Source organism: Neorhizobium sp. T25_27 (genome assembly GCF_002968565.1).
GTDB classification, from domain to species: Bacteria; Pseudomonadota; Alphaproteobacteria; order Rhizobiales; family Rhizobiaceae; genus Neorhizobium; species Neorhizobium tomejilense.
In genome coordinates this window covers 40,598-62,654 of sequence record NZ_PVBJ01000004.1, presented here as the reverse complement: position 1 = coordinate 62,654, position 22,057 = coordinate 40,598, and the positions used below count along the sequence as shown (strand labels likewise).

General features: G+C 62.4%; 22 protein-coding genes. 14 read left to right on the top strand and 8 right to left on the bottom strand.

Features of this window, described 5'->3' with window-relative positions:
* Window positions 1-326 precede the first annotated feature (326 nt).
* The 10 genes from C5J24_RS13555 (at window position 327) to C5J24_RS13515 (ending at window position 6,103) form a co-directional block, all read left to right on the top strand.
* Window positions 327-509 carry a hypothetical protein gene (locus C5J24_RS13555; RefSeq protein WP_105402128.1) on the top strand — a complete coding sequence of 61 codons (183 nt, stop codon included), beginning with the start codon at window positions 327-329 and terminating at the stop codon, window positions 507-509.
* A gap of 74 nt (window positions 510-583) precedes the next feature.
* Entirely contained in the window at window positions 584-829 is a 246-nt protein-coding gene (locus C5J24_RS13550; protein WP_046603327.1) for a hypothetical protein, read from the top strand.
* 176 nt (window positions 830-1,005) lie between these two features.
* Entirely contained in the window at window positions 1,006-1,902 is an 897-nt protein-coding gene (locus tag C5J24_RS13545) for a transglutaminase family protein (RefSeq protein WP_105418513.1), read from the top strand.
* Window positions 1,903-1,977: 75 nt separating this feature from the next.
* Complete coding sequence (locus C5J24_RS13540; RefSeq protein ID WP_105402129.1) at window positions 1,978-2,793, top strand: transglutaminase family protein; 816 nt, start codon at window positions 1,978-1,980, stop codon at window positions 2,791-2,793.
* 285 nt (window positions 2,794-3,078) lie between these two features.
* On the top strand, window positions 3,079-3,288 hold the full coding sequence (locus C5J24_RS13535; protein ID WP_037085395.1) for a cold-shock protein: 210 nt from the start codon (window positions 3,079-3,081) through the stop codon (window positions 3,286-3,288).
* A 194-nt stretch (window positions 3,289-3,482) separates the two neighbouring features.
* Window positions 3,483-3,863, top strand: coding sequence for a DUF6481 family protein (locus C5J24_RS13530; protein WP_105402130.1), 381 nt, complete (start codon window positions 3,483-3,485; stop codon window positions 3,861-3,863).
* Between the two features lie 86 nt (window positions 3,864-3,949).
* Window positions 3,950-4,990 (top strand): fatty acid desaturase, encoded by a 1,041-nt coding sequence (locus tag C5J24_RS13525; RefSeq protein WP_105402131.1) that lies wholly within the window; start codon window positions 3,950-3,952, stop codon window positions 4,988-4,990.
* A 139-nt stretch (window positions 4,991-5,129) separates the two neighbouring features.
* Window positions 5,130-5,420 carry a hypothetical protein gene (locus tag C5J24_RS13520; RefSeq protein ID WP_105402205.1) on the top strand — a complete coding sequence of 97 codons (291 nt, stop codon included), beginning with the start codon at window positions 5,130-5,132 and terminating at the stop codon, window positions 5,418-5,420.
* 198 nt (window positions 5,421-5,618) lie between these two features.
* A complete protein-coding gene (locus C5J24_RS31850) occupies window positions 5,619-5,762 on the top strand; it encodes a hypothetical protein (RefSeq protein ID WP_172723969.1) in 144 nt (47 codons plus the stop codon).
* Between the two features lie 77 nt (window positions 5,763-5,839).
* Window positions 5,840-6,103, top strand: a complete 264-nt coding sequence (locus C5J24_RS13515) for a DUF1488 domain-containing protein (protein WP_105418511.1) — start codon at window positions 5,840-5,842, stop codon at window positions 6,101-6,103.
* A 37-nt stretch (window positions 6,104-6,140) separates the two neighbouring features.
* On the opposite strand, the gene C5J24_RS13510 is transcribed toward C5J24_RS13515, so the two are convergent.
* Window positions 6,141-6,590 (bottom strand): hypothetical protein, encoded by a 450-nt coding sequence (locus tag C5J24_RS13510; protein ID WP_105418509.1) that lies wholly within the window; start codon window positions 6,588-6,590, stop codon window positions 6,141-6,143.
* Between the two features lie 162 nt (window positions 6,591-6,752).
* Entirely contained in the window at window positions 6,753-8,267 is a 1,515-nt protein-coding gene (locus C5J24_RS13505) for a bifunctional aminoglycoside phosphotransferase/ATP-binding protein (RefSeq protein WP_105418507.1), read from the bottom strand.
* A 372-nt stretch (window positions 8,268-8,639) separates the two neighbouring features.
* On the opposite strand from C5J24_RS13505, the gene C5J24_RS13495 reads away from it, so the two are divergent.
* The 4 genes from C5J24_RS13495 (at window position 8,640) to msrA (ending at window position 13,696) form a co-directional block, all read left to right on the top strand.
* The gene (locus C5J24_RS13495; RefSeq protein WP_105418505.1) at window positions 8,640-9,824 is read left to right on the top strand and encodes an acetate/propionate family kinase; all 1,185 of its coding nucleotides are present in this window, start codon (window positions 8,640-8,642) and stop codon (window positions 9,822-9,824) included.
* 64 nt (window positions 9,825-9,888) lie between these two features.
* Window positions 9,889-12,282, top strand: a complete 2,394-nt coding sequence (locus C5J24_RS13490) for a phosphoketolase (protein WP_105418503.1) — start codon at window positions 9,889-9,891, stop codon at window positions 12,280-12,282.
* Window positions 12,283-12,432: 150 nt separating this feature from the next.
* Window positions 12,433-12,924: a peptide-methionine (R)-S-oxide reductase MsrB gene (gene msrB, locus C5J24_RS13485; RefSeq protein WP_105418501.1), complete on the top strand. Its 492-nt coding sequence runs from the start codon at window positions 12,433-12,435 to the stop codon at window positions 12,922-12,924.
* A gap of 43 nt (window positions 12,925-12,967) precedes the next feature.
* Window positions 12,968-13,696, top strand: a complete 729-nt coding sequence (gene msrA / locus C5J24_RS13480) for a peptide-methionine (S)-S-oxide reductase MsrA (protein ID WP_105418499.1) — start codon at window positions 12,968-12,970, stop codon at window positions 13,694-13,696.
* Between the two features lie 60 nt (window positions 13,697-13,756).
* Here the strand turns inward: msrA and C5J24_RS13475 are convergent, their stop codons facing one another.
* The 6 genes from C5J24_RS13475 to kdpC form a co-directional block, all read right to left on the bottom strand.
* Window positions 13,757-15,217 carry an MDR family MFS transporter gene (locus C5J24_RS13475; protein ID WP_105418497.1) on the bottom strand — a complete coding sequence of 487 codons (1,461 nt, stop codon included), beginning with the start codon at window positions 15,215-15,217 and terminating at the stop codon, window positions 13,757-13,759.
* Between the two features lie 166 nt (window positions 15,218-15,383).
* A complete protein-coding gene (locus C5J24_RS13470) occupies window positions 15,384-17,291 on the bottom strand; it encodes a diguanylate cyclase (protein ID WP_105418495.1) in 1,908 nt (635 codons plus the stop codon).
* Between the two features lie 112 nt (window positions 17,292-17,403).
* Window positions 17,404-17,853 (bottom strand): PTS sugar transporter subunit IIA, encoded by a 450-nt coding sequence (locus tag C5J24_RS13465; protein ID WP_105418493.1) that lies wholly within the window; start codon window positions 17,851-17,853, stop codon window positions 17,404-17,406.
* A 28-nt stretch (window positions 17,854-17,881) separates the two neighbouring features.
* On the bottom strand, window positions 17,882-18,574 hold the full coding sequence (locus C5J24_RS13460; protein ID WP_105402142.1) for a response regulator transcription factor: 693 nt from the start codon (window positions 18,572-18,574) through the stop codon (window positions 17,882-17,884).
* Window positions 18,571-21,276 (bottom strand): sensor histidine kinase KdpD, encoded by a 2,706-nt coding sequence (locus tag C5J24_RS13455; RefSeq protein WP_105418491.1) that lies wholly within the window; start codon window positions 21,274-21,276, stop codon window positions 18,571-18,573. The genes C5J24_RS13460 and C5J24_RS13455 overlap by 4 nt, the downstream gene beginning before the upstream one ends.
* A gap of 168 nt (window positions 21,277-21,444) precedes the next feature.
* The gene (gene kdpC, locus C5J24_RS13450; RefSeq protein ID WP_105418489.1) at window positions 21,445-22,014 is read right to left on the bottom strand and encodes a potassium-transporting ATPase subunit KdpC; all 570 of its coding nucleotides are present in this window, start codon (window positions 22,012-22,014) and stop codon (window positions 21,445-21,447) included.
* Window positions 22,015-22,057: the final 43 nt, after the last annotated feature.

The following is a 22,057-nucleotide window of genomic DNA, read 5'->3' as shown; positions in this document are numbered from 1 at the left end:
CGCCCCTCCTTTTTCGTCGGGGCTAGGGCTCGGGTCCCTCAGGCGGCTGCGCCCTTACCAGTTGCAGCCGACCAGCCACGATGGGCCTCATTTCCGCCGATGGCAAGCGCCGCCTATCCGTATTTGAGACAAGTCTTGAAAGTGACGCATTATATCGCCATATATGATTCACGTTTTCAGCCTTTTCGGCTACCTGATCCTTCCGGCCCTGCCGGTTGTTTGGCGACACCCTTGATTTTGCGAACGTCGAACTCCGCCCTGTCGGCTGGAGAATTCTTGCGTTGGCCGTCGTCACGTCCCGCAGTCTACCCTTTAAGGTTACATCAATGATCGATACTGTCCGCAATGCCGCCCAGAATCTGTTTCGCAAACCCGATGCAGAAGAAGGCTCCAATGCCGCCAAGCTCCAGGAATTCCGCCATAGGCAGGCCCTGAGAAGCCGCGAGCTCAAGCTCGCCCAGAAGCAGGAACGCCTCCAGAGGCGCGCGTCGCAACTGCAGCCGGCCTGACACGGGACCGCTCCGACGAGGCCGCTCGCTCGGACCATCCCCTCGCACCTATCCTCGACCACAAGGACACCACCATGGCCGCCTTCAACTACAACGCCGGCGCGGGGCTCTACCCGTGCAAGAACTGGAAGAGAACGAGCAGGCTCGGCTACAAGAGGTTCGACACCGTGGCCGAGGCTCTGCGCTTCGCAATCGAGGTGATGCCCGCATCCCTGTTGCGCGGGTCCATTCTCGAGGTCGAAGAAGCCCGTTTCGACAGCACCCAGATACAGAGGCTCTACGACGCCGGCGATTATCCGCTGCAGCGCCGGGACCAGTGAGGCAGCGCCGATCCGGCGTTCCGATGCCGCGTTCGGAGCTATCGTATTTTACCGGCTGCGGCCGGTTTTTCCTGTCGCCGCCGCATGGCGCCTGCTATAGCGGTGATCCATGCAGGGTTGGATAAGGCGCGCCCCGCGCCAGCGCATCCCGTCCTCAATGCTTTTGCGGTGATTGGATGACGATATTTTCCGTCCGGCATGTCACCTCCTACCGGTATACGAGGCCGGTAGAGTTCGGCGAACACAGGCTGATGTTCAGGCCGCGGGACAGTTTTGACCAGACTTTGCTGAGTTCCCATCTCAACGTTTTTCCAAAACCGGACTATGTCCGGTGGATCCACGATGTCTTCGGCAATTGCGTCGCGCTCGTCGGCATATCCAAACCCTCATCCGAACTGCGGTTCGAAACGATCATCCGTCTCGACCACACACCTCAGGCGGCGATGGACTTCCAGATCGACGAAGAGGCCCTCACCTACCCTTTCGCATACGATCCCGAAGAAGTCTTTGATCTGGAGCGGACGATCCAGCGCCACTATCCCGATCCAGAAGACCGGGTCGGCAAATGGGCACGGCAATTCATCAAGGTCGGCCACCCCACCGAAACCGGCCACCTGCTGATGACCATGTGTTTTGCGCTCCACGAGGGTTTCATCTACGCCCGGCGCTCGGAACACGGGACGCAACCACCGCTCGAAACCCTGCAACTGCGCCGCGGCACCTGCCGCGATTTCGCGCTGCTGATGATGGAGGCGGCGCGATCGCTCGGATTGGCGGCACGTTTCGTCACCGGCTATATCTACGTGCCCGACCGCGACGGATCGATAACGCTCGGCGGCGGATCGACCCACGCCTGGTGCCAGGTCTATCTTCCCGGCGCCGGCTGGGTAGAATTCGATCCCACCAATGGCATCGTCGGCAACCGTGACCTGATCCGCGTCGGTGTCGCGCGCGATCCGCGGCAGGCTGTCCCGCTATCGGGAAGTTACGATGGCGACGAGACCGATTTCGACAGCATGTCCGTGCAGGTTAACGTGACGACCGACGACCAAAGCGTGAAACTGCATGGGTGACCGGAACACCCGGATTATTCGGGCGTTGCCGCTGAACTGCCATTCCGGCGAGAGTTTTTCCATAGGGATACGACCATGAAGATACGCGCAGGGTTTCGCATAGGGTATGAATGCCAGCACGATACGGCGATGCTGCTGGTCCTCAATATCCATCCCTCGCGTCGGGCGGACCTTTTGAGCGACCAGGTACTGAGCTTCGACCGGCCGATCGAGGCCTGGAGCTATCTCGACAGCTTCGGAAACGCCTGCAGCAGGATCGTCGCGCCGGCGGGGCTGACGACGATCTCGACGGAATTCGAAATCTACGACGACGGCATGCCCGATCCCGTGCCGCAGAATGCCTTCCAGCACGAGATCAAGGACCTGCCGGACGACGTGCTGGTCTTCCTGCTCGGCAGCCGCTACTGCGACACCGACCGCCTGGCGGATTTCGCCTGGAAGACATTCTCCTCGACCCCTCTCGGCTGGCCGCGGGTGCAGGCGATCCTCGACTTCGCCCACAACCACATCACCTTCAACTATCAGAACGCCGATCCGCTTCGCACAGCCTTCGGAGGATTTACCGATCGCACCGGCGTCTGCCGCGATTTCGCGCATCTCGCCATCACGCTTTGCCGCTGCATGAACATCCCGGCGCGTTACTGCACCGGCTATCTCGGCGATATCGGCGTCCCGGTGGATGTCAATCCGATGGATTTCAGCGCCTGGTTCCAGGTCTATCTCGGCGGTCGCTGGAATACGGTCGACGCCCGCCACAATAAACCGCGCATCGGACGCATCCTGATGGCGACGGGGCGGGATGCCACGGACGTGGCGCTTTCAACCGCCTTCGGCCCGGCAATCCTGTCTTCTTTCGAAGTGACGACCGAAGAAATACCGGCCTCCGCCTAGATCTTCAAGCTGTCGGACCGCCGACCCGCGAGACCTTGATGCGGGTACCGCTGATATTCGTTCGCCCGCCAGAAAAGCTACTCATGGTTGCGTATTTCGCGAATTTCAAAACAAAAAGTTGACACTTCAATCCCGATACGGTAGATAGAGGACATCGATACTTTGTTTGCCGATCTTTGTTTTTGCTGCGCTTTGCGCTTCTTGACGAACTTTCCCTCTCAAAAGTCGAAACACCCGCCGTGCGTCGCCCGGCGGTTTATTAATGTTGCTATGAAAGGGTTCGTTATGGCCACTGGCACAGTTAAATGGTTCAATGCCACCAAGGGCTTCGGCTTCATTCAGCCTGACGACGGCAGCGCCGACGTCTTCGTTCACATCTCTGCCGTCGAACGCGCTGGCATGAGCTCGATCGTTGAAGGCCAGAAGCTTGGCTTTGAACTCGAGCGTGACCGCAAGTCGGGCAAGATGTCCGCAGGCCAGCTCCAGGCTGCCTAAAACTTTAGCCTCCCATGACCACGGACGTACTGGCATGGCGGCAAAGATATGTGAAGGCCAGGCGTATGTCTGGCCTTTTTCCGTTGAGGCATCTGGCTGACGCGAATATCTGCATGGCCTCCCGTTAGGCGCGATATTGGCCTCGGCCACAAGATTTCAAATCTAACAAGTTCAAATCTGACAAGGACGATACATTGAGACACCCGAACGACAACAGCTTTGCCGAGCGCCGCAAGACCGCAGCGGATGCTAAGCGCGAGCTTTTGGCAAAGTTTGCGACCGCCCCTAAGCCGACAGATCCTGCCGTGCAGGAACGTCGCGCCGAGCGCGAAGCCATTGCGGCCGCGAGGGAAGCCCGCCGCGCCGAGCGCGAGGCCCAGAAGGCTGCCGAGAACGAGCGCCAGCTCCAGGAAGCGGCCGCATTGGCCGCCGCTGCGGAAGCCGATGAAAAGGCCGAGGCTGAGGCTCGGCAAGCGGAAACCAACGACCGGGTTGCCCGGGTCATCGCCGATGAAGCCGCCCGCAAGGCGGAGCGCGATCGTCGTTACGCTGCACGCAAGGCCCGTCAGGGCTGATATTTGAGGCATGTGCCTGAAGACGTGCAGGCACATCCCGCTTCGGGCGCGCCGCATGCCGAGGCCAAAAAGGTGGATCGATATCCATGAACGCCACAGCCCATGCGATTGCGCCCGTTGCCGAAGACGATATCGGCGCCTGGCTCAAGATTCTTTCGAAATACCGGCAGCCCCGTTTCGGACGCAGCACCTTCGAGCTGCTCGTCACGGTACTGCCGTTTGCAGCCTTCTCGGCTGCAGCTTATGTTTCCGTATTCCTCGGCTACCCGATCGGGCTGATCCTCGTCCTTCCGGCCGCGGCCTTTCTTTTGCGGCTGTTCATGATCCAGCACGACTGCGGCCACGGCTCGTTCTTCGCGCGCCGGCGCCTCGACAACTGGACCGGACGAGTGCTCGGGGTGCTGACCCTGACGCCCTACGATTACTGGCGCCGGGCGCACGCCGCCCATCACGCCTCGGCCGGCAACCTCGATGAGCGCGGCGTCGGCGACATCACCACGCTGACGATCGACGAATATCAGGCCCTGCCCTGGTCGCGCCGGCTTGCCTACCGGCTTTATCGCCACCCGCTGGTGATGTTCGGCATCGGACCCGCCTGGCTCTTCCTCTTCAAGCAGCGCCTGCCGTTCGGAATGATGAAGTCGGGCTCCCTGCCCTGGATTTCGACGATGGCGACCAATCTCGCGGTCGCCATTCTGGCGGCACTGATGATTTGGGCGATCGGTATCGTGCCCTTCCTGCTGGTCCATCTGCCGATCGTGCTGATCGCAGGGGCCGCCGGCGTCTGGCTCTTCTACGTCCAGCATCAGTTCGAGGAAACCCATTGGTCGAAGACCGAGGAATGGCAGTTTCCGGAGGCCGCCCTTCACGGCGCGTCCCACTACGATCTGCCGCTGGCGCTGCGGTGGCTGACCGGCAATATCGGCATCCACCACGTACATCACCTGTCGAGCCGGATCCCCTATTACCGGCTGCCCGAGGTGCTGCGCGATCATCCCGAGCTCGCCGGCATCGGCCGCATAACGCTTTGGCAGAGCATCCAATGCGTCAAGCTCGTGCTTTGGGACGAAAAGAGCAAAAGGCTCCTGTCGTTTCGCGACGCCGCCAAGGCGAGAAAGACTTCTTAACCCATGCAATCTGCCAGGCTGGGACCTCCGCCTGCGCAGCGAATGCACAAAGACTACCTCCGTACCGATCAAGGACCGTACATTGAACACGACCGAGAACACCAAAACAACCGCCACCCCGACGCCTGCGGCGCACGCGCTGACCGTCGAGCTGACGCCGACCCAGATCAGGGGCCTGAAGCTCGCCAAGGATGGTGACCTGTTTCCGCAGGAAGCCAAGAAATGGACCCATCTGAATGCGGTCGTGACCTATGCGCGGAACGACCGGTTCAAGGAACGGCCCCAGAAGATCAAGTTCCTGACCACCACGACCTTGAACGAACTGCGGGAATACGGCCTTCTGCGCACCCTCAACGAGGACGTTCCGGCGGAGGAATCCGCGCATGGCATCACCATGGCCGGCAAAATCTGGCTTCTGAAGAACAAGTAGCCGACAACGCTACCCCGCCCAACAACAGGCAGCCGGATCGCATGAAATGCGGCTGCGCCGGATCTCTCAACTCTTGAGGAGCGGAGAGACCTCCCCTTGTATTTGTCCGCGTTCGACCCATATTGAGCGTAGGTAGCAGATTCAGAACCGGGCGCTGCGATCAAGGGCGTGAGCCCTGGCCCCAACGAGGAGGACGACATGTCTTCCATCAGGCGAATCCAACCTTCTTCCCAGACAGGCCCGCAATTACATCGGGCAGGCTATGGCAGCCTGTTCCGCATGGCCGTGCCGGGGATATCCATGGCATTCATTCTCTACATCCTGCTTCGCGATCTGTTCTGACACGGCAATACGCATCATCAGAAACCCCGGAATGCCGTTTCCAAAAGAAATGCCTTCCATCTCGAACTGAAACCATCATGACCCTGATATTTCCGAACAGAAGCCGCAGTTTCGACGAAGCGCGCAAGGTCGTTCGTTTCCTGGGCTATGACGGCATGTTCGAGGTCAGGTTTTTCGTGGAAGCCAAGGCACTCACCCATAACACTGCGACGGGCATGTCCGAGGCCGATTACCTGAGGGCTTTCGATGCCGCCCGGTCCAGTATCCAGGATGCGGCAATGAAGGCCTATCGTCCTAGTCGGGGCACTACCTATACTCTGACGGCGGCCGACCTCGGCTGATCCGGTGTGCCTATTGCACCCTTAACCGCCAGCCCCGTCAGTGAACGGTGCCGCGGTCGGTGCCCAGATCATAGATCAATCCATCGTCCCAGGGGCCTGCCTCCCGAAGTGTATCGAGGCTGTAACAATCCTTCGATGCGGAAGACCAGAAATGGACCTTTTCGCACCCGTCCAGTTTTGCGCGCAGTTTGGCGAATTCGAAAAGACGTTTCGCGACACTCTGGTCATCGATGAGGCCAATGGACGCAAAAACCGGAATTTCGAGCTGGCGTCCGTAAACCGGATGCTCGCGGGCAAAGACGTGGCAAAGGCCGCGGACATATCCCTGCGCGTCGGTAACGGCCAGCCAATCGCGACGCAACGAGGCCGATGCGGTCAGCCGTTCCCAGGTCTGCAGATCCAGGCCTGACATCACAAGCTGGACGACCGCGAAAGCGCGGTAGACATCTGCCGCGTCCAGGACACCCACGTCGTAATCTGTCTCCATATCCTCTCTCCGCCACAAGGCCCGTGAAGTCACGTCGGGCCGGCGCCCCAAGACCTCAAGTTTTAGCGTCGTCACCGCCAGCGACATTGACGCGCGTCAACGGGCGCGGGGCGGAGCCCATCTGTCTTCGCCTGCGCCGGATCAATGAAAACAGTCGGGTTCTCAAGCCTGCAGGATCGCGGCGGAGATCGCCTCGGGCGCTTTCGATGCATCGAGTTTCCGCCAGGTTATATCGCTGGGTTTGCGGGCCAATTGGCCGGAAAGCACGTCCGTGGTGGCATCAGACGGGCCGCCTGCCCGCTCCCGAACCCGCTGCCAGAGCAGTTCCCGATCGGCCTCGAGCCAGATGCCCCGGAAGCCTGCCCCGGTCCTCGTGGCCACATCCTCGATGAGGCGCCGGTTGACGGGATCGTCGAAGACAGCATCGGCAACGACCGATCCACCCTGGGCAAGGATCAGCTCCGCATGCCTTGCCATCTCGCAATAGACCTTTTCCGATACATCGGGTTGATAGGCGGAAACCGGGAGCCTCGTCTCGGCAGGAACACCATGCAGCGCCTTACGGATTCGGTCGCTTTCGATGATCCTGGCGCCTGGAGGCGCGCCTACCTTCGCTGCCAGATGATCCGCGACCGTCGTCTTGCCGGAACCGCTGAGGCCGCCGATCGCGATGAGGCGCGGCGGCACCTCCCTCAGGAGAGCATGGGCGAGATCGAAATAGGACCTTGCCTCCTGCGCCAGCCCGGCGACATTCTGCCCAGGTTCTTCCGCCTGCGTCGCCGTCACATGCGCGCGGACCGCCGCCCTGATCGCCATCAGGAAGGGCAGGAGGCAGAACCCGTCCTCGTCATCGGCTTCATCCAAGTACCGGTTCACCACCAGATTGGCGAGGTCGGGAAAACCGCGATGCCAGAGATCCATCAGCAGGAAGGCGAGGTCGTAGAGGACATCGACGGTGGCGATCCCGAGATTGAATTCGATGCAATCGAACAGGCATGGCTTGCCGTCCAGCAGGCAGATATTGCGCAAATGAAGATCACCGTGGCAACGACGGACCTTGCCCGCCAGCGCCCGCCGGTCGAGAAGTTCGCTGTGCCGCACGAGCCGGGACCGAAAGCTCTCGCTAACTTTGACCAGCTCCGCCGGGCCGAAGACACGGCTGGTGGCAAATCCGGCGTCGTTGATATCGAGAACGGCCCCGATGTTGGCCGCCCCGCCTCCCTTTGAGACAACCGGCGCCCGGCGGTGGTAAAATGCGATCATCCGAGCGGTCTGCGTCATCAGCTCCGGCGTCAGCCGGCCCGCAGCCGCCATCTGGTCGAAGAGCTGGCCCTGTTCGAACCGGCTCATCTCGACGACGGCATCAACGAGCGGTCCGTCACCGTCGAACTCCAAAGTGCAGGTGTCCGAGCGGGTGATCCGCCGCAGGCCGATATAGAGACCGGGCGCGGTCTCGCTGTTCAGCGCGACTTCCTTGCGGCAGGCGCCCTCTCGGATCGCGGCCGTCGAGAAATCGACATAAGGCAGTTTCAGCGCCTTCTTCAGCTTGTAGACCCGATCGCCGACGAGGAAAATCATAGAGATATGCGTCTCCATGCGCTCGACGGGGACGGCGAGCCCATAGGATGCCGGCTTGGCCAGAAAGACTACCGTCGCGCTCTGATCGTCTGTCATCATCTGCTGCACCTTATATTGAACGGCACCGGTTCGACAGTTCGCTGATCGCTGCGTCGGCACATTGAGCTGCGTCAAGGAAAGCGACGCCGTTCCGGGCGACACAGATCGCAGGCGCCCCCTCATGCGCACCCTGCGAGAGGAACAGGTCGATCCCGTGGATATCATGCTCAGACATCACGGCCGTTGCGAGGCCATCATCCGCCAAGCGATTTCACTGCGGACGCTCATTTATTTCGCCCGTACCGACGCTGCGGGACTGGTCCTCGGCGCCGGGGTTCCTATCATACTGACAAGCCGCGCAGTCCCGGCCAAGGCGTCGGCCGCTCTTGCGATGCCCATTGCTGCGAAACGACTTGAAGCAAGGATGCCTCCATGACGGACAACCTTCTCCTGACGTTCAACGCCGGCTCTTCGACGGTGAAGATCGGCATCTTTGAGGTGGTCGACGACAGGCCGGAACGGATCGGCAAGGCAGTCGTCGATTTCGCAACCTATCCGCTGACGCTGCATCTGAAGGAAGGTCCGGAGCAGTTCGAGCTGCCGCTGAAGGGCGAGGCTGGCGACGATCTGGCCGAGTTGATGGACGAGGTGTTCCGGGAACTCGGCAAGCACTTCGACCTGAACGCCGTCACGTCCGCCGGCCATCGGATCGTCCATGGCGGCGACGTCTTCGACGGCCCGGTGGACCTGACGGCCGAGACGATTGCCAAGGTCCAGTCGTTGACGGAACTGGCGCCGCTTCACCAACCGCAGGCGCTGCGGATGATCAGGGCCGTCAGGCACCTGCGGCCGGCGCTTTTCCAGACAGGCTCCTTCGACACCACCTTCCATGCCACGCAGGCGGATCTCGTACGGCGTCTCGCCATTCCCCGCGCCTATCACGACCAAGGTATCAAACGCTACGGCTTCCATGGGCTTTCCTACCGATACGTGGCCGGCGCACTTGCCAGGACCGCGCCTGATATCGCCGACGGCAAAGTCGTCATCGCCCATCTCGGCAGCGGCGCCAGCCTCTGCGCCATCGAGAACGGAGAGAGCCGCGATTCCAGCATGGGGTTCTCGACGCTCGACGGCATTCCGATGGCGACGAGGCCGGGCTGGCTCGATCCCGGCGTGCTCTTGCATTTCCTGGGTCCCCTCGGAAAATCGCTCGAGGAGGTGGAGGACATGCTCTACCACAAATCCGGCCTCCTCGGCGTCTCGGGCCTCAGCGGCGATACCCGCGAACTGATCGGGGACGGCGGCGGCCAGGCCCAGGAGGCGATCGACCTCTTCGCGCTCCGGATCGCCGGCGAGGTCGGGAGACTTGCCTCGACGCTCGGCGGTCTCGATGCGCTGGTCTTCACCGCCGGCATAGGCGAGAACCAGCCGGAGGTAAGGAAGCGCATCGCCGACCGCCTGCGCTGGCTCGGCGTCGAACTGGATACGGCGACCAACGACAGCAACGCCCTGAAGATCAGCACGCCCGCAGCCCGCATCGCAGTTTATGTCATTCCGACCGACGAGGAGCGGATGATCGCGGAGGAATGCCTCGCCATCCTCAATGCGCAGCCTTGATCCATGTCATGAGCCCGGGCGGAAGCCCGCGGTAGATGTGGTCGACCTATCGAAGGAGAATGAGATGCAACTCAAGACCATCGAGCCGGAAAACCATGAGACGACGGCAGCGGAACTGGCGCTGATCGACCGCTACTGGCGGGCGGCGAACTATCTCTCCGTCGGGCAGATCTATCTGCTCGACAACCCGCTCTTGAGGGAGCCGCTGAAGCCGGAGCATATCAAGCCCCGATTGCTTGGCCATTGGGGCACCACGCCCGGGCTCAACTTCATCTACGCGCATCTCAACCGGATCATCCGCAACCGCGATCTCAGCATGATCTATGTCTGCGGGCCGGGCCATGGCGGGCCGGGCATGGTCGCCAGCACCTATCTCGAAGGCACCTATAGCGAGATTTATCCCGAGATCGGCGAGGATGCTGCCGGTATGCGAAAACTGTTCCGGCAGTTCTCGTTCCCAGGCGGCATTCCGAGCCATGCGGCGCCGGAAACGCCGGGCTCCATCCATGAAGGCGGCGAACTCGGCTATGCGCTGGTGCATGCCTATGGTGCGGCCTTCGACAATCCGGACCTGGTGGTCGCCTGCGTCGTCGGCGACGGCGAGGCAGAGACCGGGCCGCTCGCCGCCAGCTGGCATTCGAACAAGTTCCTGAACCCCGCCCGCGACGGCGCCGTGCTGCCGATCCTGCATCTCAACGGCTACAAGATCGCCAACCCGACTTTGCTTGGCCGCATGGCCGACGAGGATATCGACCATCTTTTCCGCGGTTATGGATATGAGCCGTTCTTCGTGGAAGGTCACGAACCGGACAAGATGCACCGGCAGATGGCCGCCACCCTGGACAAGGTCTTCGACCGTATCCGCGCGATCCAGACGGACGCCCGCGCCGGCAAGGCGCCTGAAGCCTGCCCGCGCTGGCCGATGATCGTGCTGCGCAGCCCCAAAGGCTGGACAGGGCCGAAGGAAGTCGACGGCAAGAAGGTTGAGGACTTCTGGCGTGCCCACCAGGTGCCGGTCTCCGGCTGCCGCGAGAACGACGCCCACCGCAAGATCCTCGAGGACTGGATGCGGAGCTACGATCCGGAAGACCTCTTCGACGGCAACGGCCGGCTGAAGGAGGAGTTGCGCGCACTTTCGCCCGGAGGCGAACGCCGCATGGGGGCCAATCCGCATGCCAATGGCGGCCTCCTGCGCAAGGAACTCGCCGTGCCCGACATCCGCGACTATGCGGTGCCGGTGACGGCGCCGGGGAGCGAAATGGTCCAGACGACGGAGATACTCGGCAGATACCTGCGCGACGTGCTGAAGCTCAACGACATGAATTCCAACTTCAGGATCTTCGGCCCTGACGAAACGGAATCGAACCGGCTGGGCAAGGTCTTCGAGGTCACCGGCCGTGTCTGGATGGAGCGGATCGAGTCCTATGACGTGCACCTGTCGCGCGACGGCCGGGTGATGGAGGTGCTTTCCGAGCATCTCTGCCAGGGCTGGCTGGAAGGTTATCTGCTCACCGGCCGCCACGGTTTCTTCTCATGCTACGAAGCCTTCATCCACATCGTCGATTCGATGTTCAACCAGCACGCCAAGTGGCTGAAAGTGTCGCGCGAGCTGGCGTGGCGCAAGCCCGTTTCCTCGCTCAACTACCTGCTGACCTCACATGTCTGGCGGCAGGATCATAACGGCTTCTCCCACCAGGACCCCGGCTTCGTGGACCTCGTCGCCAACAAGAAGGCGGATATCGTGCGCATCTACCTGCCGCCGGATGCCAATACGTTGCTCTGGATCGGCGACCACTGCCTGAAGACCTGGGACCGTGTCAACGTCATCGTCGCCGGCAAACAGCCCGAGCCGCAATGGCTGACGATGGACGAGGCGACCCGGCATTGCGAGGCCGGTATCGGGATCTGGGAGTGGGCAAGCAACGAGAGCGGCACGCTCGAGCCGGACGTGGTGATGGCCTGCGCCGGCGACGTGCCGACCCTGGAGACGCTTGCCGCGGTTTCCCTGCTGCGCGAGGCGATCCCCGACCTGAGGATCCGCGTCGTCAACGTCGTCGACCTGCTTGCCCTGCAGTCTCAGGACCAGCATCCGCACGGCCTGCCCGACGAGGAATTCGACCGGCTGTTCACCACCGACCGGCCAGTGATCTTCGCCTATCACGGCTATCCCTACCTCATCCACCGGCTGACCTACAAACGCACCAACCACCAGAACATCCATGTGCGCGGCTTCATCGAGGAGGGCACGACGACGACGCCCTTCGACATGACGGTGCTGAACGAACTCGACCGGTTCCACCTCGCCATCGAGGCGATCGAGCGCGTTCCCGGACTGAAGGAAAAGGCGGCCGGCGTGATCGACATGCTGAAGGGCAAGCTTGACGAACATACCCGTTATGTCCGCGAACATGGCGAGGACATGCCGGAAATCCAGAACTGGAAATGGCCGGCGCGGTGATGCCGTATCCATGAAGGTTCCCGGCCTCCGGGTCGGGAACCCGGCTTCGACGTGAGATCACATTTCGGTGTTTCGCGTCGATGTGTGTAACCGATCACGCGCCTCTTCCGTAATCATGCAGAGCAGATTATGGATCCGGGAGGCTCCACCATGATGAACAGACGCATATTCCTGGCCGGCGGCGCCCTGACGCTCGCCGTAGTCCCTCTGGCCGTGGGCATCCGCCCGGCGCTCGCGACCGCCGGCACTTTCCCCGTCAGCCATACCGAAGACGAATGGCGCAAGCTGCTGACGCCGGAGCAGTACAATATCCTGCGCAAGGAAGGTACCGAATATCCCGGCAGCAGCGCGCTCCTCAATGAGCATCGCAAAGGCACGTTCGCCTGCGTCGGCTGTGACCAGGCGCTTTTCTCGTCGGAAACGAAATTCGAAAGCGGCACCGGCTGGCCGAGCTTCTGGGCGCCGCTCGACAATGCCGTCGGCACGGTGCGCGACACGACGCTCGGTATGGTCCGCGTCGCCGTTCATTGCGCCCGCTGCGGCGGCCATCTCGGCCATGTCTTCGACGACGGACCGAAGCCGACCGGCCTGCGCTACTGCATGAACGGCGCAGCCTTGAAGTTCCGTCCGGTATCGGCCTGATCCGCCGCCCTATCCTTCATTCACTTCGGTTGAGGAGACCGCCATGAAAAACAGAGCGAAAACACCCTATACCCTCACCGCCTTTGCCGGCACGGCGCTGGTTCTGGCTGGCCTGACGTTTGGCGCGACCACCAGCGCCACGGCCGAGGAGGGAATTGCCATCCCCGCCCCCGCGATTGACCAGGCAGCGAGCACGGCTGCGACCGAAACCGCCGTCTTCGCCGGCGGCTGTTTCTGGGGCGTCCAGGGCGTGTTCCAGCATGTCGAGGGCGTCAAAAACGCCGTTTCCGGTTATGCCGGCGGCGCCAAGGAGACCGCCGTCTACGAGACGGTCGGTTACGGCAAGACCGGCCATGCGGAAGCGGTTCGCGTGACATTCGATCCGAAGAAGGTCACCTACGGGCATCTGCTGCAGATCTATTTCTCGGTCGCCCATGACCCGACCCAGCTCAACCGCCAGGGTCCGGATACCGGCACCCAGTACCGCTCGACCATCTTCCCGACGAGCGAGGAACAAGCCCACGTCGCCAAGGCCTATATCGGCCAGCTCGACAAGGCCAAGGTCTTCCACGCGCCGATTGCCACGACCATCGAGCCCGGCAAGGCCTTCTATCCAGCGGAAGCCTACCATCAGGATTTCCTGACCCAGAACCCGACCTATCCCTATATCGTCTATAACGACCTGCCGAAGATCGAGAACCTCAAGAAGCTGTTCCCGAGCGATTACCGCGACAAGCCGGTACTGGTCGCGCAGGCTGGCATCGGCAACTGAGGCTTAGGGGATGCAATTCCGCTATCGCCGCCCGTCCGGCGATAGCCGCGTCTCGAAACCTCAGCTTTCCTGCACTGCCTCGGTGCGCTTCGTCACACCGGGCACGCAGAGGCAGGCGACGATGATGAGGGCGGTGATCAGGAACATCGCGATGAAGGTCATGTGCAGCGCGTGCTGGAGCGCAGACCGGATGGGCGAATCCGCCGCAAGTCCGCCGCCGACGCCCTGCAGCAGATCGCGCAACTGATCGGACGTGATCGGCCCCGCGACGGAATTGGCAAGCCCGTAGGTCAGGACGGCGCCGAGAAGTGCTGCGCCGAGCGTGCTGCCGAGATTGCGGGAAAAGACGTTGGAGGCCGTCGCGCTGCCGCGTTCCGACCAGCCGACATTGTCCTGGATGATCACCAAGCCGGAGATATTGAGCAGGCCCATGCCGAAGCCCATCAGGAGCGAGCCGGTGCCTGCCTGGACGGGCGAGCTTTCCGGCGTCAGCAGAACCAGGAGAAACGCCCCGACCGGAACGAAGACGCTGCCGGCGATCATCAGCGGCCGCAGCCCGAAGCGCGGGAACATCCGCGAGGCGAAGGTTCCGCCGCTCGGCCAGCCGACCAGCAGCATCGTCAGCGTGAAACCGGCCACCAGCGGAGATCGGTTGAGCACCGTCTGCACGTACATGGGCAGGAAGGTCGTCAGCCCCATGATCGCCATGCTGGAGAGAAAGACCGCCGTATTGGCAAAAGCGATCGGCCGCTTCAGCCAGAGTTCCAGGGAAACCATCGGGGCCGATGCGCGCCGTTCCTGCCAGATGAACAGCACGAAGCTGACGAGGAAGATCGCCAGCGAAACGAACAGATAGCCGCTGCCACCTTCGGTTTCGGTGAGTGCGATCATCAGCGCCGAAATGGCAACCGCGAAGAGGCCCGCTCCCAGAAAGTCGATCGATGCCGTCCGGGTCTGTTTTTCTTCGTGCAGGTACACGATGAAGCCGACCGCCGACATGATGCCGATCGGCACGTTGATCCAGAACACCCAGGCCCAGGGCAGGCTGTGGACGATGATGCTGCCAAGCAGCGGTCCGACGACAGCAGAAAGCGCCCAGACGCTGGCGAGATATCCCTGGACCTTGCCACGTTCCGCCCCCGGATACAGATCACCGACGACGGTCATGATGACCGGCTGGATCGCACCGGCACCGATGCCCTGCAACAGCCGGAAGGCGATCATCGACGGCATCGACCAGGCGAAACCTGCGAGCACCGAGGCGATCAGGAAGACCGCCGTGCCGAACAGGATGATCGGCTTGCGGCCATAGATATCGGAGAGCTTGCCGAACACCACGGTCATAGCCGTCTGCGCCAACAGGAAGGACGAGAACACCCAGCTATAGAGGTTCAGCTGTCCGAGCTGGGCGGCGATCTGCGGCATGGCCGTCGAAACGATGGTCGCCTCGATTGCGATCATCGCCATGCTTGCCATGACGGCCGCAATGACGAGCGCCCGGTTGGAGCTTGGATTGGTCATGGATTCACCTCGGAACGCCGCGCGGCGAACACGCTGGGGATGGATGTTCGGCGGTCAAACGGCCGTCGGCGGGGGATGTTTCTTAGTATTCCCCTGCGGGCCGGCGTCAAGGGCGAAATCTGGCATTTATCAAGGATATAACGGTGCCGTGACCGCGGGCATGCGGTCAGACGGACTTGATTTCCGACCGGAGGGTTGGCCTCATCGCCTCGTCCCCGCCAGCCGCGACCTGATTGCGGCCGTTGTTCTTCGCCCGGTAAAGCGCATGGTCGGCGCGCTCGAACAGTTCCGCAGTCGTCAGCTTGGCGCCCGCTGCGGGATAGAAGGTCGCGGTACCGATGCTGATCGTCACGTGACCCCAGGGAAGGTTCTTCTCATGCGGCAAATGAAGCCCGGCGACGCGCTGGCGGATGTTTTCCGCCGCCTTCAACGCACCGGCACCATTCGTATCCGGCAGGAGGACGGCGAATTCCTCGCCGCCATGACGGGCGGCGAGATCCTTCGACCGGCGGATCGAGCCGCGCACGACATTCGCAACCGCACGCAGACAGTCGTCGCCGGCGGCGTGGCCATAGGTATCGTTGAAGAATTTGAAGCGGTCCGCGTCGATCATCAGAATGGAGAGCGGCGTGCGCTGCTGGGCGGCCTGCAGCACCATGTCCTCGAAATGAATGTTGAACGAGCGGCGATTGGCGAGTTGGGTAAGTTCGTCGGTGTTGGCGAGCGCGTCCAGCTCTTCCTGGAGGTTCTTCTGGCGCGTGACGTCGCGTGTGACGGCCACGATGCGGATATCATCGCCGCCGGTGCCGCCCGGCAGCCTGTTCAACGTAGTTTCGAGCCAGATCTGCTTGCCGTCGGCCCGCTTGCGTCGGACGATCATGTTTTCCCGGGGCGACCCTTCCCGCAGCCGGATCATGACCTGGTTGACGGCGTCGTGGTCATCTTCATGCAGGTTCTCGAGGATATGTGTGCCAAGCATCGTCTCGGCGTCGACACCGAATATCTCCCTAACGGACGGCGACAGGTATTCCCTGATCCCATGGCCATTGAAGCGCTGGATCAGGTCGGCTGAACCTTCCGCCAGCAGGCGGAATTCCGCTTCGCGCGCCACCAGCAGCGCTTCGCTCGCCCGCCGCAACATTACCTGCCGCCGCCAGCGCCAAACCAGGAAGCCGGTGATCGCCACCAGGATAAGGCAGGCGACCCATCGTATCCGCGCGCCCTTCATCCAGGTCGCCAGCGCTTCGGACTGGGATACGGCAGCAAGTCCGACCAGGCCGCTGCGCTCGCTCTGATAAAAGCCGCCTATGCGTTGCAGGCCATCAATCGGGGAGATGTAGTGATAGGAGCCGGAATGCCGCTGACGGAGATGGTCCGTGAACAGATCGTAGGACGAGATGCTCGATCCCAGCAGCGTCTGGAGGAATGGCGCACGCGCCAGCACGACGCCGTCGCGGCGAACCAACAGGAACGAACCCTCGCTGCCCAGGCTGAAACCCTGAAAGAAGTTGGTCAATTCTGTGAGGATGAATGCCGCCAGCGCAACGCCGCCGAAACTTCCGTCCGGGTTGCTGATCCTCTGCGTGACCGGCAATATCCACTGACCGTTCAACTTGTTCTTCAACGGCCTGCCCAACACGGGTTCCCGCATGTCGGAGGCTTGGTGGAATACAAAATACTCCCTATCCGAAAAATTCATGCCGCTGGCGTCGATCGACGACGATGTCGCGACCATTCTGCCATCGGCATCGAAGACGGCGAGGGCGTCGAGCCAAGGGGTGGTATCGACCTGGCGCTTCATCACCTGGGTGATCTTTGCCGGCAGGTCCGCCACGTCGCGTTCCTGCTCGATCCGGGTGATCAGGGCCGCCAGCGGAAACCTCGCCATGTCGACCGTATCGTCGGCATGTTGCACCAGCGCCTTGGCTGTCTGGGCCAGGCCCGCCTCGATGCCGGCGACCTGGGATTTCCAGCTGGAATATTCTCCCCAGGCGATCAGTCCTACAAAGCCGAAAACGGCAAATGCGACAGCAACGAACGTCCTGGCCGGCAGGTATTTGATTGCACCAGTCATCTCTCTCTCCCAAACCGACGCAATAGGGCGGCTCAGGAGTCGCGATCCGCCAGCCAGGGACGTTAGGGAAAAGTTGTTTACGTTCGCCTAAGCCAACATACCTGCATTTTAATCATGCATTTACGGGGCAGAGCCGCGAATAGACATCCTGCGGCGTCGTCGCACGACGTATGGCTGCAGCAGTCTCCTCATCGCGCACGCACCGCGCGATACAGGCGAGGACATTCAGGTGGTCCGGGCGGCCTTCCGGCGTGAGGAGCAGGAACACGAGATCGACCGGTTCGTCGTCTACCGCGTCGAAATCGATCGGATCTGCAAGCCGGGCGAACAGGCAGAAATGCCGGTCGATGCCGCTGATGCCCGCATGCGGGATGGCAATTCCGGCGCCGATGCCGGTCGATCCCAGATTTTCCCGATTGGTCAGCACCCGGGCGAGATCGCCGGCATCCAGCGCCAGCCGCTCGGCGGCGAGCCTGGAAAGCTGCTTGATCAGGATCGCCTTGGACGGCGGTGCCAGATCGAGCACGATGTTCTCCGGCGGGAGGTAGTCACGCAGTTTCATGGGTCATGTCCATTGATCCGGTCTTGGCCTACTGGCCTTCCTGCAGCCGATAACCGACGCCGGTCTCGGTCAGGATGTATTGCGGCTGGTCCGGCGCCTTTTCGATCTTCTGGCGAAGCTGGCGCACGTAGACGCGCAGGTACTGCACGTCGGTCAGGCCGTCCCATACGTGTTCGAGAAGGAAACGATGGGTGAGGACCTTGCCCGCATGCTGCACCAGGATACGCAGGATATCGTATTCCTTGGGCGACAGCTTGACCTCCTTGTCTGCCACCTTGACGATGCGCTTGACGAGGTCGACCGAAAGCTCGCCGGTCTGGAAGATCGGTTTTTCGCCCTGGGTCTGGAGCCGGTGGCGAAGCGCCACGCGGATGCGGGCGACGAGTTCGTTCATGCCGAAGGGCTTGGTCACATAGTCGTCGGCGCCGAGTTCGAGCGCCTTGACGATGCCAGCCTCATCGGTGCGGCTCGACAGGATGACGATCGGCAGATCGAGCCCCTCGCCGCGCCATCTGGCGAGCAGATCGTGGCCCGCCATATCCGGCAGGCCGAGATCGAGAATGATCAGGTCCGGCTTCTCGGACTTGACGAGATCGATCGCGACCCTGGCATTCATCGCTTCGCTGACGGCGTAGTCCTGGGTGGAGAGGCCGACGCGCAAGAGCTTGCGGATCGGGGGCTCGTCATCGACGATCAGGACGCGCACGGCGGTATTGGTCATTCCTGTTCTCCCAGAATGGGCATTCCGGCCGGCACCGGCGTGCGGATCGTAAAGATCGCGCCGGCACGGTCGGAGCGGTTGGCGGCCCTGATCGTGCCGCCCATGGCCTCGATGAAGCCGCGGCATATGGAAAGGCCAAGCCCGGTGCCGGCCCGCACATGGTCACCTTTCCGAACCCGGTAGAAACTGTCGAAGATGCGCTCCAGATCGTCGCGCGGGATGCCCGGTCCTTCATCCATCACCGAGATAAGAACTGAATCGCCATCCTGCCAGCCGCGGATGTCGATGACGGTCTCGTCGGGGGCGTACTTGGCGGCATTGTCGATGAGGTTGAACAGGACCTGTTCGAACAGGACCGGATCGACCTTGAGCATCGGCAAATCCGCCGGAATGTTGACGCTGAACCTGTGCCGGTTGGCGATCTTCGCTGCCCGGCTCAAGGCCGTGCCGACGATATCGCCGGCGAAATGGAAGGCGTAGTTCGGCTCCATGGCGCCGGAGCCGATGCGAGTCATATCGAGCAGGTTGGAAATGAAGCGGTTCAGCCGTTCCGACTCATCGACGACGCTGGTCAGCAGTTCGGCACGCGCTTCTTCCGGGATATCGGCGCCGAAATCCTTGAGCGTGCCGGCCGATCCCATGATCGCGGCGAGCGGCGTCTTCAGGTCGTGCGAGATGGATGTGAGCAGCGCGGTGCGCAGGCGGTCGGTCTCGGCGGCGAGCTTGGCCTTGTCGACATCCGATACGAGCTGGATGCGCTCGATCGCCAACGCCGCCTGATCGGCCAGCGCATCGAAGAGCCGCTGCTGTTCGGGTGTCAGCAACGGCCCCTGCTTGTCGTTGTCGAGGCCGATGACGCCGACCGCCTCGCGGCCGGTCCGCATCGGCAGGTAGAGGCGTTTGGCGCCCGGCAGCGTATCGGCGGCGCGGCCGGCCGGGCGATTGTGCTCCCAGGCCCATTTGGCGGCGGCGATATCGGCATCCACCAGCGTGTCGTCCGGCGGGTAACCGGCCTTGACGGCGATCGATCCGTTTTCCGGCAGCAGGATGACGACGCGGACCTTCAACATCGAGGCTATCTGGAAGGCAGTCGCCCAGAGCACATCGTCCAGCGTGCCGGTGCCGGCGAGTTTTTTCGAGAAAAGGTAAAGGTCTTCGGTGGTGCGGGCCCGCTGACGGGCAGCGGCTGCCTGGCGCTGGACGGCCGCCGTCAGGTTGGAAGCGACGACCGCGACGCCAAGATAAAAGAGCAGCGCCACCAGGCTTTCCGGATCCCGGACCGTAAACGTGTAGCGCGGCTCGAGAAAAAAGAAATTGAAGGAGAGCGCGCCAGCCACGGAGGCGAACAGGCCCGGTCCCAGCCCGCCGCGCACCGCTGCCGCCAGCACCGCCATCAGGAAAACGAGGGCAAGGTTGCGGACGTCGAGCGTCTGGTCGAGCGCGGCACCGGCGATGATCGCGAGAGCCACAAAGATCGTACTCTTGACGTAGGGCTTGAAGCGGAAGGCCTTGGGCAGCTGCGCCGCCTTCAGGCCGCGTTTCGGTTCGCCTTCCTTGGTGTCGCCGGAGATGACATGGACGCTGATATCGCCCGCGTAACGGATCAGGTCATAGGTGACCGAGCCCTGCAAGATCTGCTGCCAGCGTGGTCTGGCCGGGCGTCCGACGACAATATGGGTGAAGTTGTTGGCGTTGGCATAGGCGATGATCTCGCGCGACGGCTGCAGCGCCGGCAGCGTCACGGTCTCACCGCCGAGCTGTTCGGCCAGCCGCATGTTGGCCGCCAGCCGATCCTTGTCCTGTTCGGGCAGATTGACCGATTGCGGCGTTTCGAGATGCAGCGCCGCCCATGGCGCCCGCAGGCGATCGGCCTGGCGGCGCGCGTACCGCACCAGGCTGGCGCCGTTCCTGCCGTGGTCGAGGCAGACCAGCACCCGATCGCCAGCCGCCCAGGGGCCGGAAATGGCATGCGCCTGCATATGGTTCAAAAGCTGCTCGTCAACCCGCTGGGCAGTGCGGCGGAGCGCCAGTTCGCGCAGTGCCGTCAGGTTGCCGGGGGAAAAGTAGTTCTCGATGGCACGCCGCGCCGTCTGCGGCACATAGACCTTGCCGTCGTTCAGCCGCTTGATGAGATCGTCGGGGGTGATGTCGATGATCTCGACGTCGTCGGCCCGGTCGATGATGCTGTCCGGCACCGTCTCACGCACGCGGACACGGGTGATCTGTGCCACCACGTCGTTCAGGCTCTCGACATGTTGGATGTTGAGCGTCGAATAGACGTCGATACCCTGGCCGAGGATTTCCTGCACATCCATGTAGCGTTTCGGATGGCGGCTGCCGGCGGCGTTGGTATGGGCAAGTTCATCGACCAGGACCAGAGCCGGACGGCGCGCGAGAATGGCGTCGAGGTCCATTTCATCGAGCTGCTGGCCGCGATAGTCGATCGCCTTGCGCGGCACGATCTCGAAGCCCTCGACCAGGGCCTCGGTTTCCTGGCGGCCGTGGGTTTCGACCACACCGATCACCACGTCGAGACCATCGACTTTCCGGGCGCGGCCGGACATCAGCATCTCGTAGGTCTTGCCGACGCCAGGCGCCGCCCCCAGAAAAATCTTCAGCCGCCCGCGCGCCTCACGCTCGGCATGCTCCAGAAGCGCATCCGGCGAAGGTCTGTTCTCACTCTCGCGACTGTCGTCGGGCATGCCTGGTCTTTCCTAATGGCGGAGTGCAGCCCCCTCACCCGGCCTCCGCTTTGCTCGGCCACCCTCTCCCCGAGGGGAGAGGAGGAACGGCGACGCCGCGGCATATATCTTCTCCCCTCGGGGAGAAGGTGCCGGCAGGCGGATGAGGGGGCGACGCAGCTCGCTACTTCACCGAGTCATAGGAGCATCAAGCGCCATATTCAACGCAAGCACATTGACCACAGGTTCGCCGAGGAACCCGAGTTCACGGCTTTCGACATGCTGGTCCACAAGCGAGCGAACCGCTGCCTCGTCCATTTGCCGTGCCTTGGCGACGCGCGGTACCTGGAAGTAGGCGGCTTCCGGCGAGACATGCGGGTCGAGGCCGCTGCCGGATGCGGTGACGAGGTCGATCGGCACGTCCGCGTTCGGGTTGGTGGCCTTCGCGGCTTCGTAGTCCGTCTTCACCCGGTCGATCAGCTTGGCGCTGGTCGGGCCGAGGTTGGAGCCGGAGGACGAGGCGGCGTTGTAGCCGTCGCCGGCGGCCGACGGGCGACCGTGGAAATACTGGTCACCGGCAAATGCCTGGCCGATCAGGGCCGAACCGACAACGGTTCCGTCCTTCTCGATCAGGCTGCCATTTGCCTGGACGGGGAAAACGGCCTGGGCGATGCCGGTCATGGCGAAGGGGTAGATCAGGCCGGTAATGGCCGTGGTGGCGACGATCATGACGATCGCGGGGCGAAGTTGCTTGAACATTGTCATTTCTCCGAAAAGCGTTTTCAAGCGAAGTGGATGCCGG

Excerpts from the sequence above, each read along its gene's own strand:
- C5J24_RS13465 (WP_105418493.1), bottom strand. The coding sequence starts at position 17,853 with ATGAAACTGCGTGACTACCTCCCGCCGGAGAACATCGTGCTCGATCTG.
- C5J24_RS13550 (WP_046603327.1), top strand. The coding sequence starts at position 584 with ATGGCCGCCTTCAACTACAACGCCGGCGCGGGGCTCTACCCGTGCAAG.
- C5J24_RS13460 (WP_105402142.1), bottom strand. The coding sequence starts at position 18,574 with ATGACCAATACCGCCGTGCGCGTCCTGATCGTCGATGACGAGCCCCCG.
- C5J24_RS13515 (WP_105418511.1), top strand. The coding sequence starts at position 5,840 with ATGACCCTGATATTTCCGAACAGAAGCCGCAGTTTCGACGAAGCGCGC.
- C5J24_RS13510 (WP_105418509.1), bottom strand. The coding sequence starts at position 6,590 with ATGGAGACAGATTACGACGTGGGTGTCCTGGACGCGGCAGATGTCTAC.
- msrA (WP_105418499.1), top strand. The coding sequence starts at position 12,968 with ATGAAAAACAGAGCGAAAACACCCTATACCCTCACCGCCTTTGCCGGC.
- C5J24_RS31850 (WP_172723969.1), top strand. The coding sequence starts at position 5,619 with ATGTCTTCCATCAGGCGAATCCAACCTTCTTCCCAGACAGGCCCGCAA.
- kdpC (WP_105418489.1), bottom strand. The coding sequence starts at position 22,014 with ATGTTCAAGCAACTTCGCCCCGCGATCGTCATGATCGTCGCCACCACG.
- C5J24_RS13535 (WP_037085395.1), top strand. The coding sequence starts at position 3,079 with ATGGCCACTGGCACAGTTAAATGGTTCAATGCCACCAAGGGCTTCGGC.
- C5J24_RS13455 (WP_105418491.1), bottom strand. The coding sequence starts at position 21,276 with ATGCCCGACGACAGTCGCGAGAGTGAGAACAGACCTTCGCCGGATGCG.
- C5J24_RS13470 (WP_105418495.1), bottom strand. The coding sequence starts at position 17,291 with ATGACTGGTGCAATCAAATACCTGCCGGCCAGGACGTTCGTTGCTGTC.
- C5J24_RS13490 (WP_105418503.1), top strand. The coding sequence starts at position 9,889 with ATGCAACTCAAGACCATCGAGCCGGAAAACCATGAGACGACGGCAGCG.
- msrB (WP_105418501.1), top strand. The coding sequence starts at position 12,433 with ATGATGAACAGACGCATATTCCTGGCCGGCGGCGCCCTGACGCTCGCC.
- C5J24_RS13540 (WP_105402129.1), top strand. The coding sequence starts at position 1,978 with ATGAAGATACGCGCAGGGTTTCGCATAGGGTATGAATGCCAGCACGAT.
- C5J24_RS13505 (WP_105418507.1), bottom strand. The coding sequence starts at position 8,267 with ATGATGACAGACGATCAGAGCGCGACGGTAGTCTTTCTGGCCAAGCCG.
- C5J24_RS13475 (WP_105418497.1), bottom strand. The coding sequence starts at position 15,217 with ATGACCAATCCAAGCTCCAACCGGGCGCTCGTCATTGCGGCCGTCATG.
- C5J24_RS13555 (WP_105402128.1), top strand. The coding sequence starts at position 327 with ATGATCGATACTGTCCGCAATGCCGCCCAGAATCTGTTTCGCAAACCC.
- C5J24_RS13545 (WP_105418513.1), top strand. The coding sequence starts at position 1,006 with ATGACGATATTTTCCGTCCGGCATGTCACCTCCTACCGGTATACGAGG.
- C5J24_RS13495 (WP_105418505.1), top strand. The coding sequence starts at position 8,640 with ATGACGGACAACCTTCTCCTGACGTTCAACGCCGGCTCTTCGACGGTG.
- C5J24_RS13525 (WP_105402131.1), top strand. The coding sequence starts at position 3,950 with ATGAACGCCACAGCCCATGCGATTGCGCCCGTTGCCGAAGACGATATC.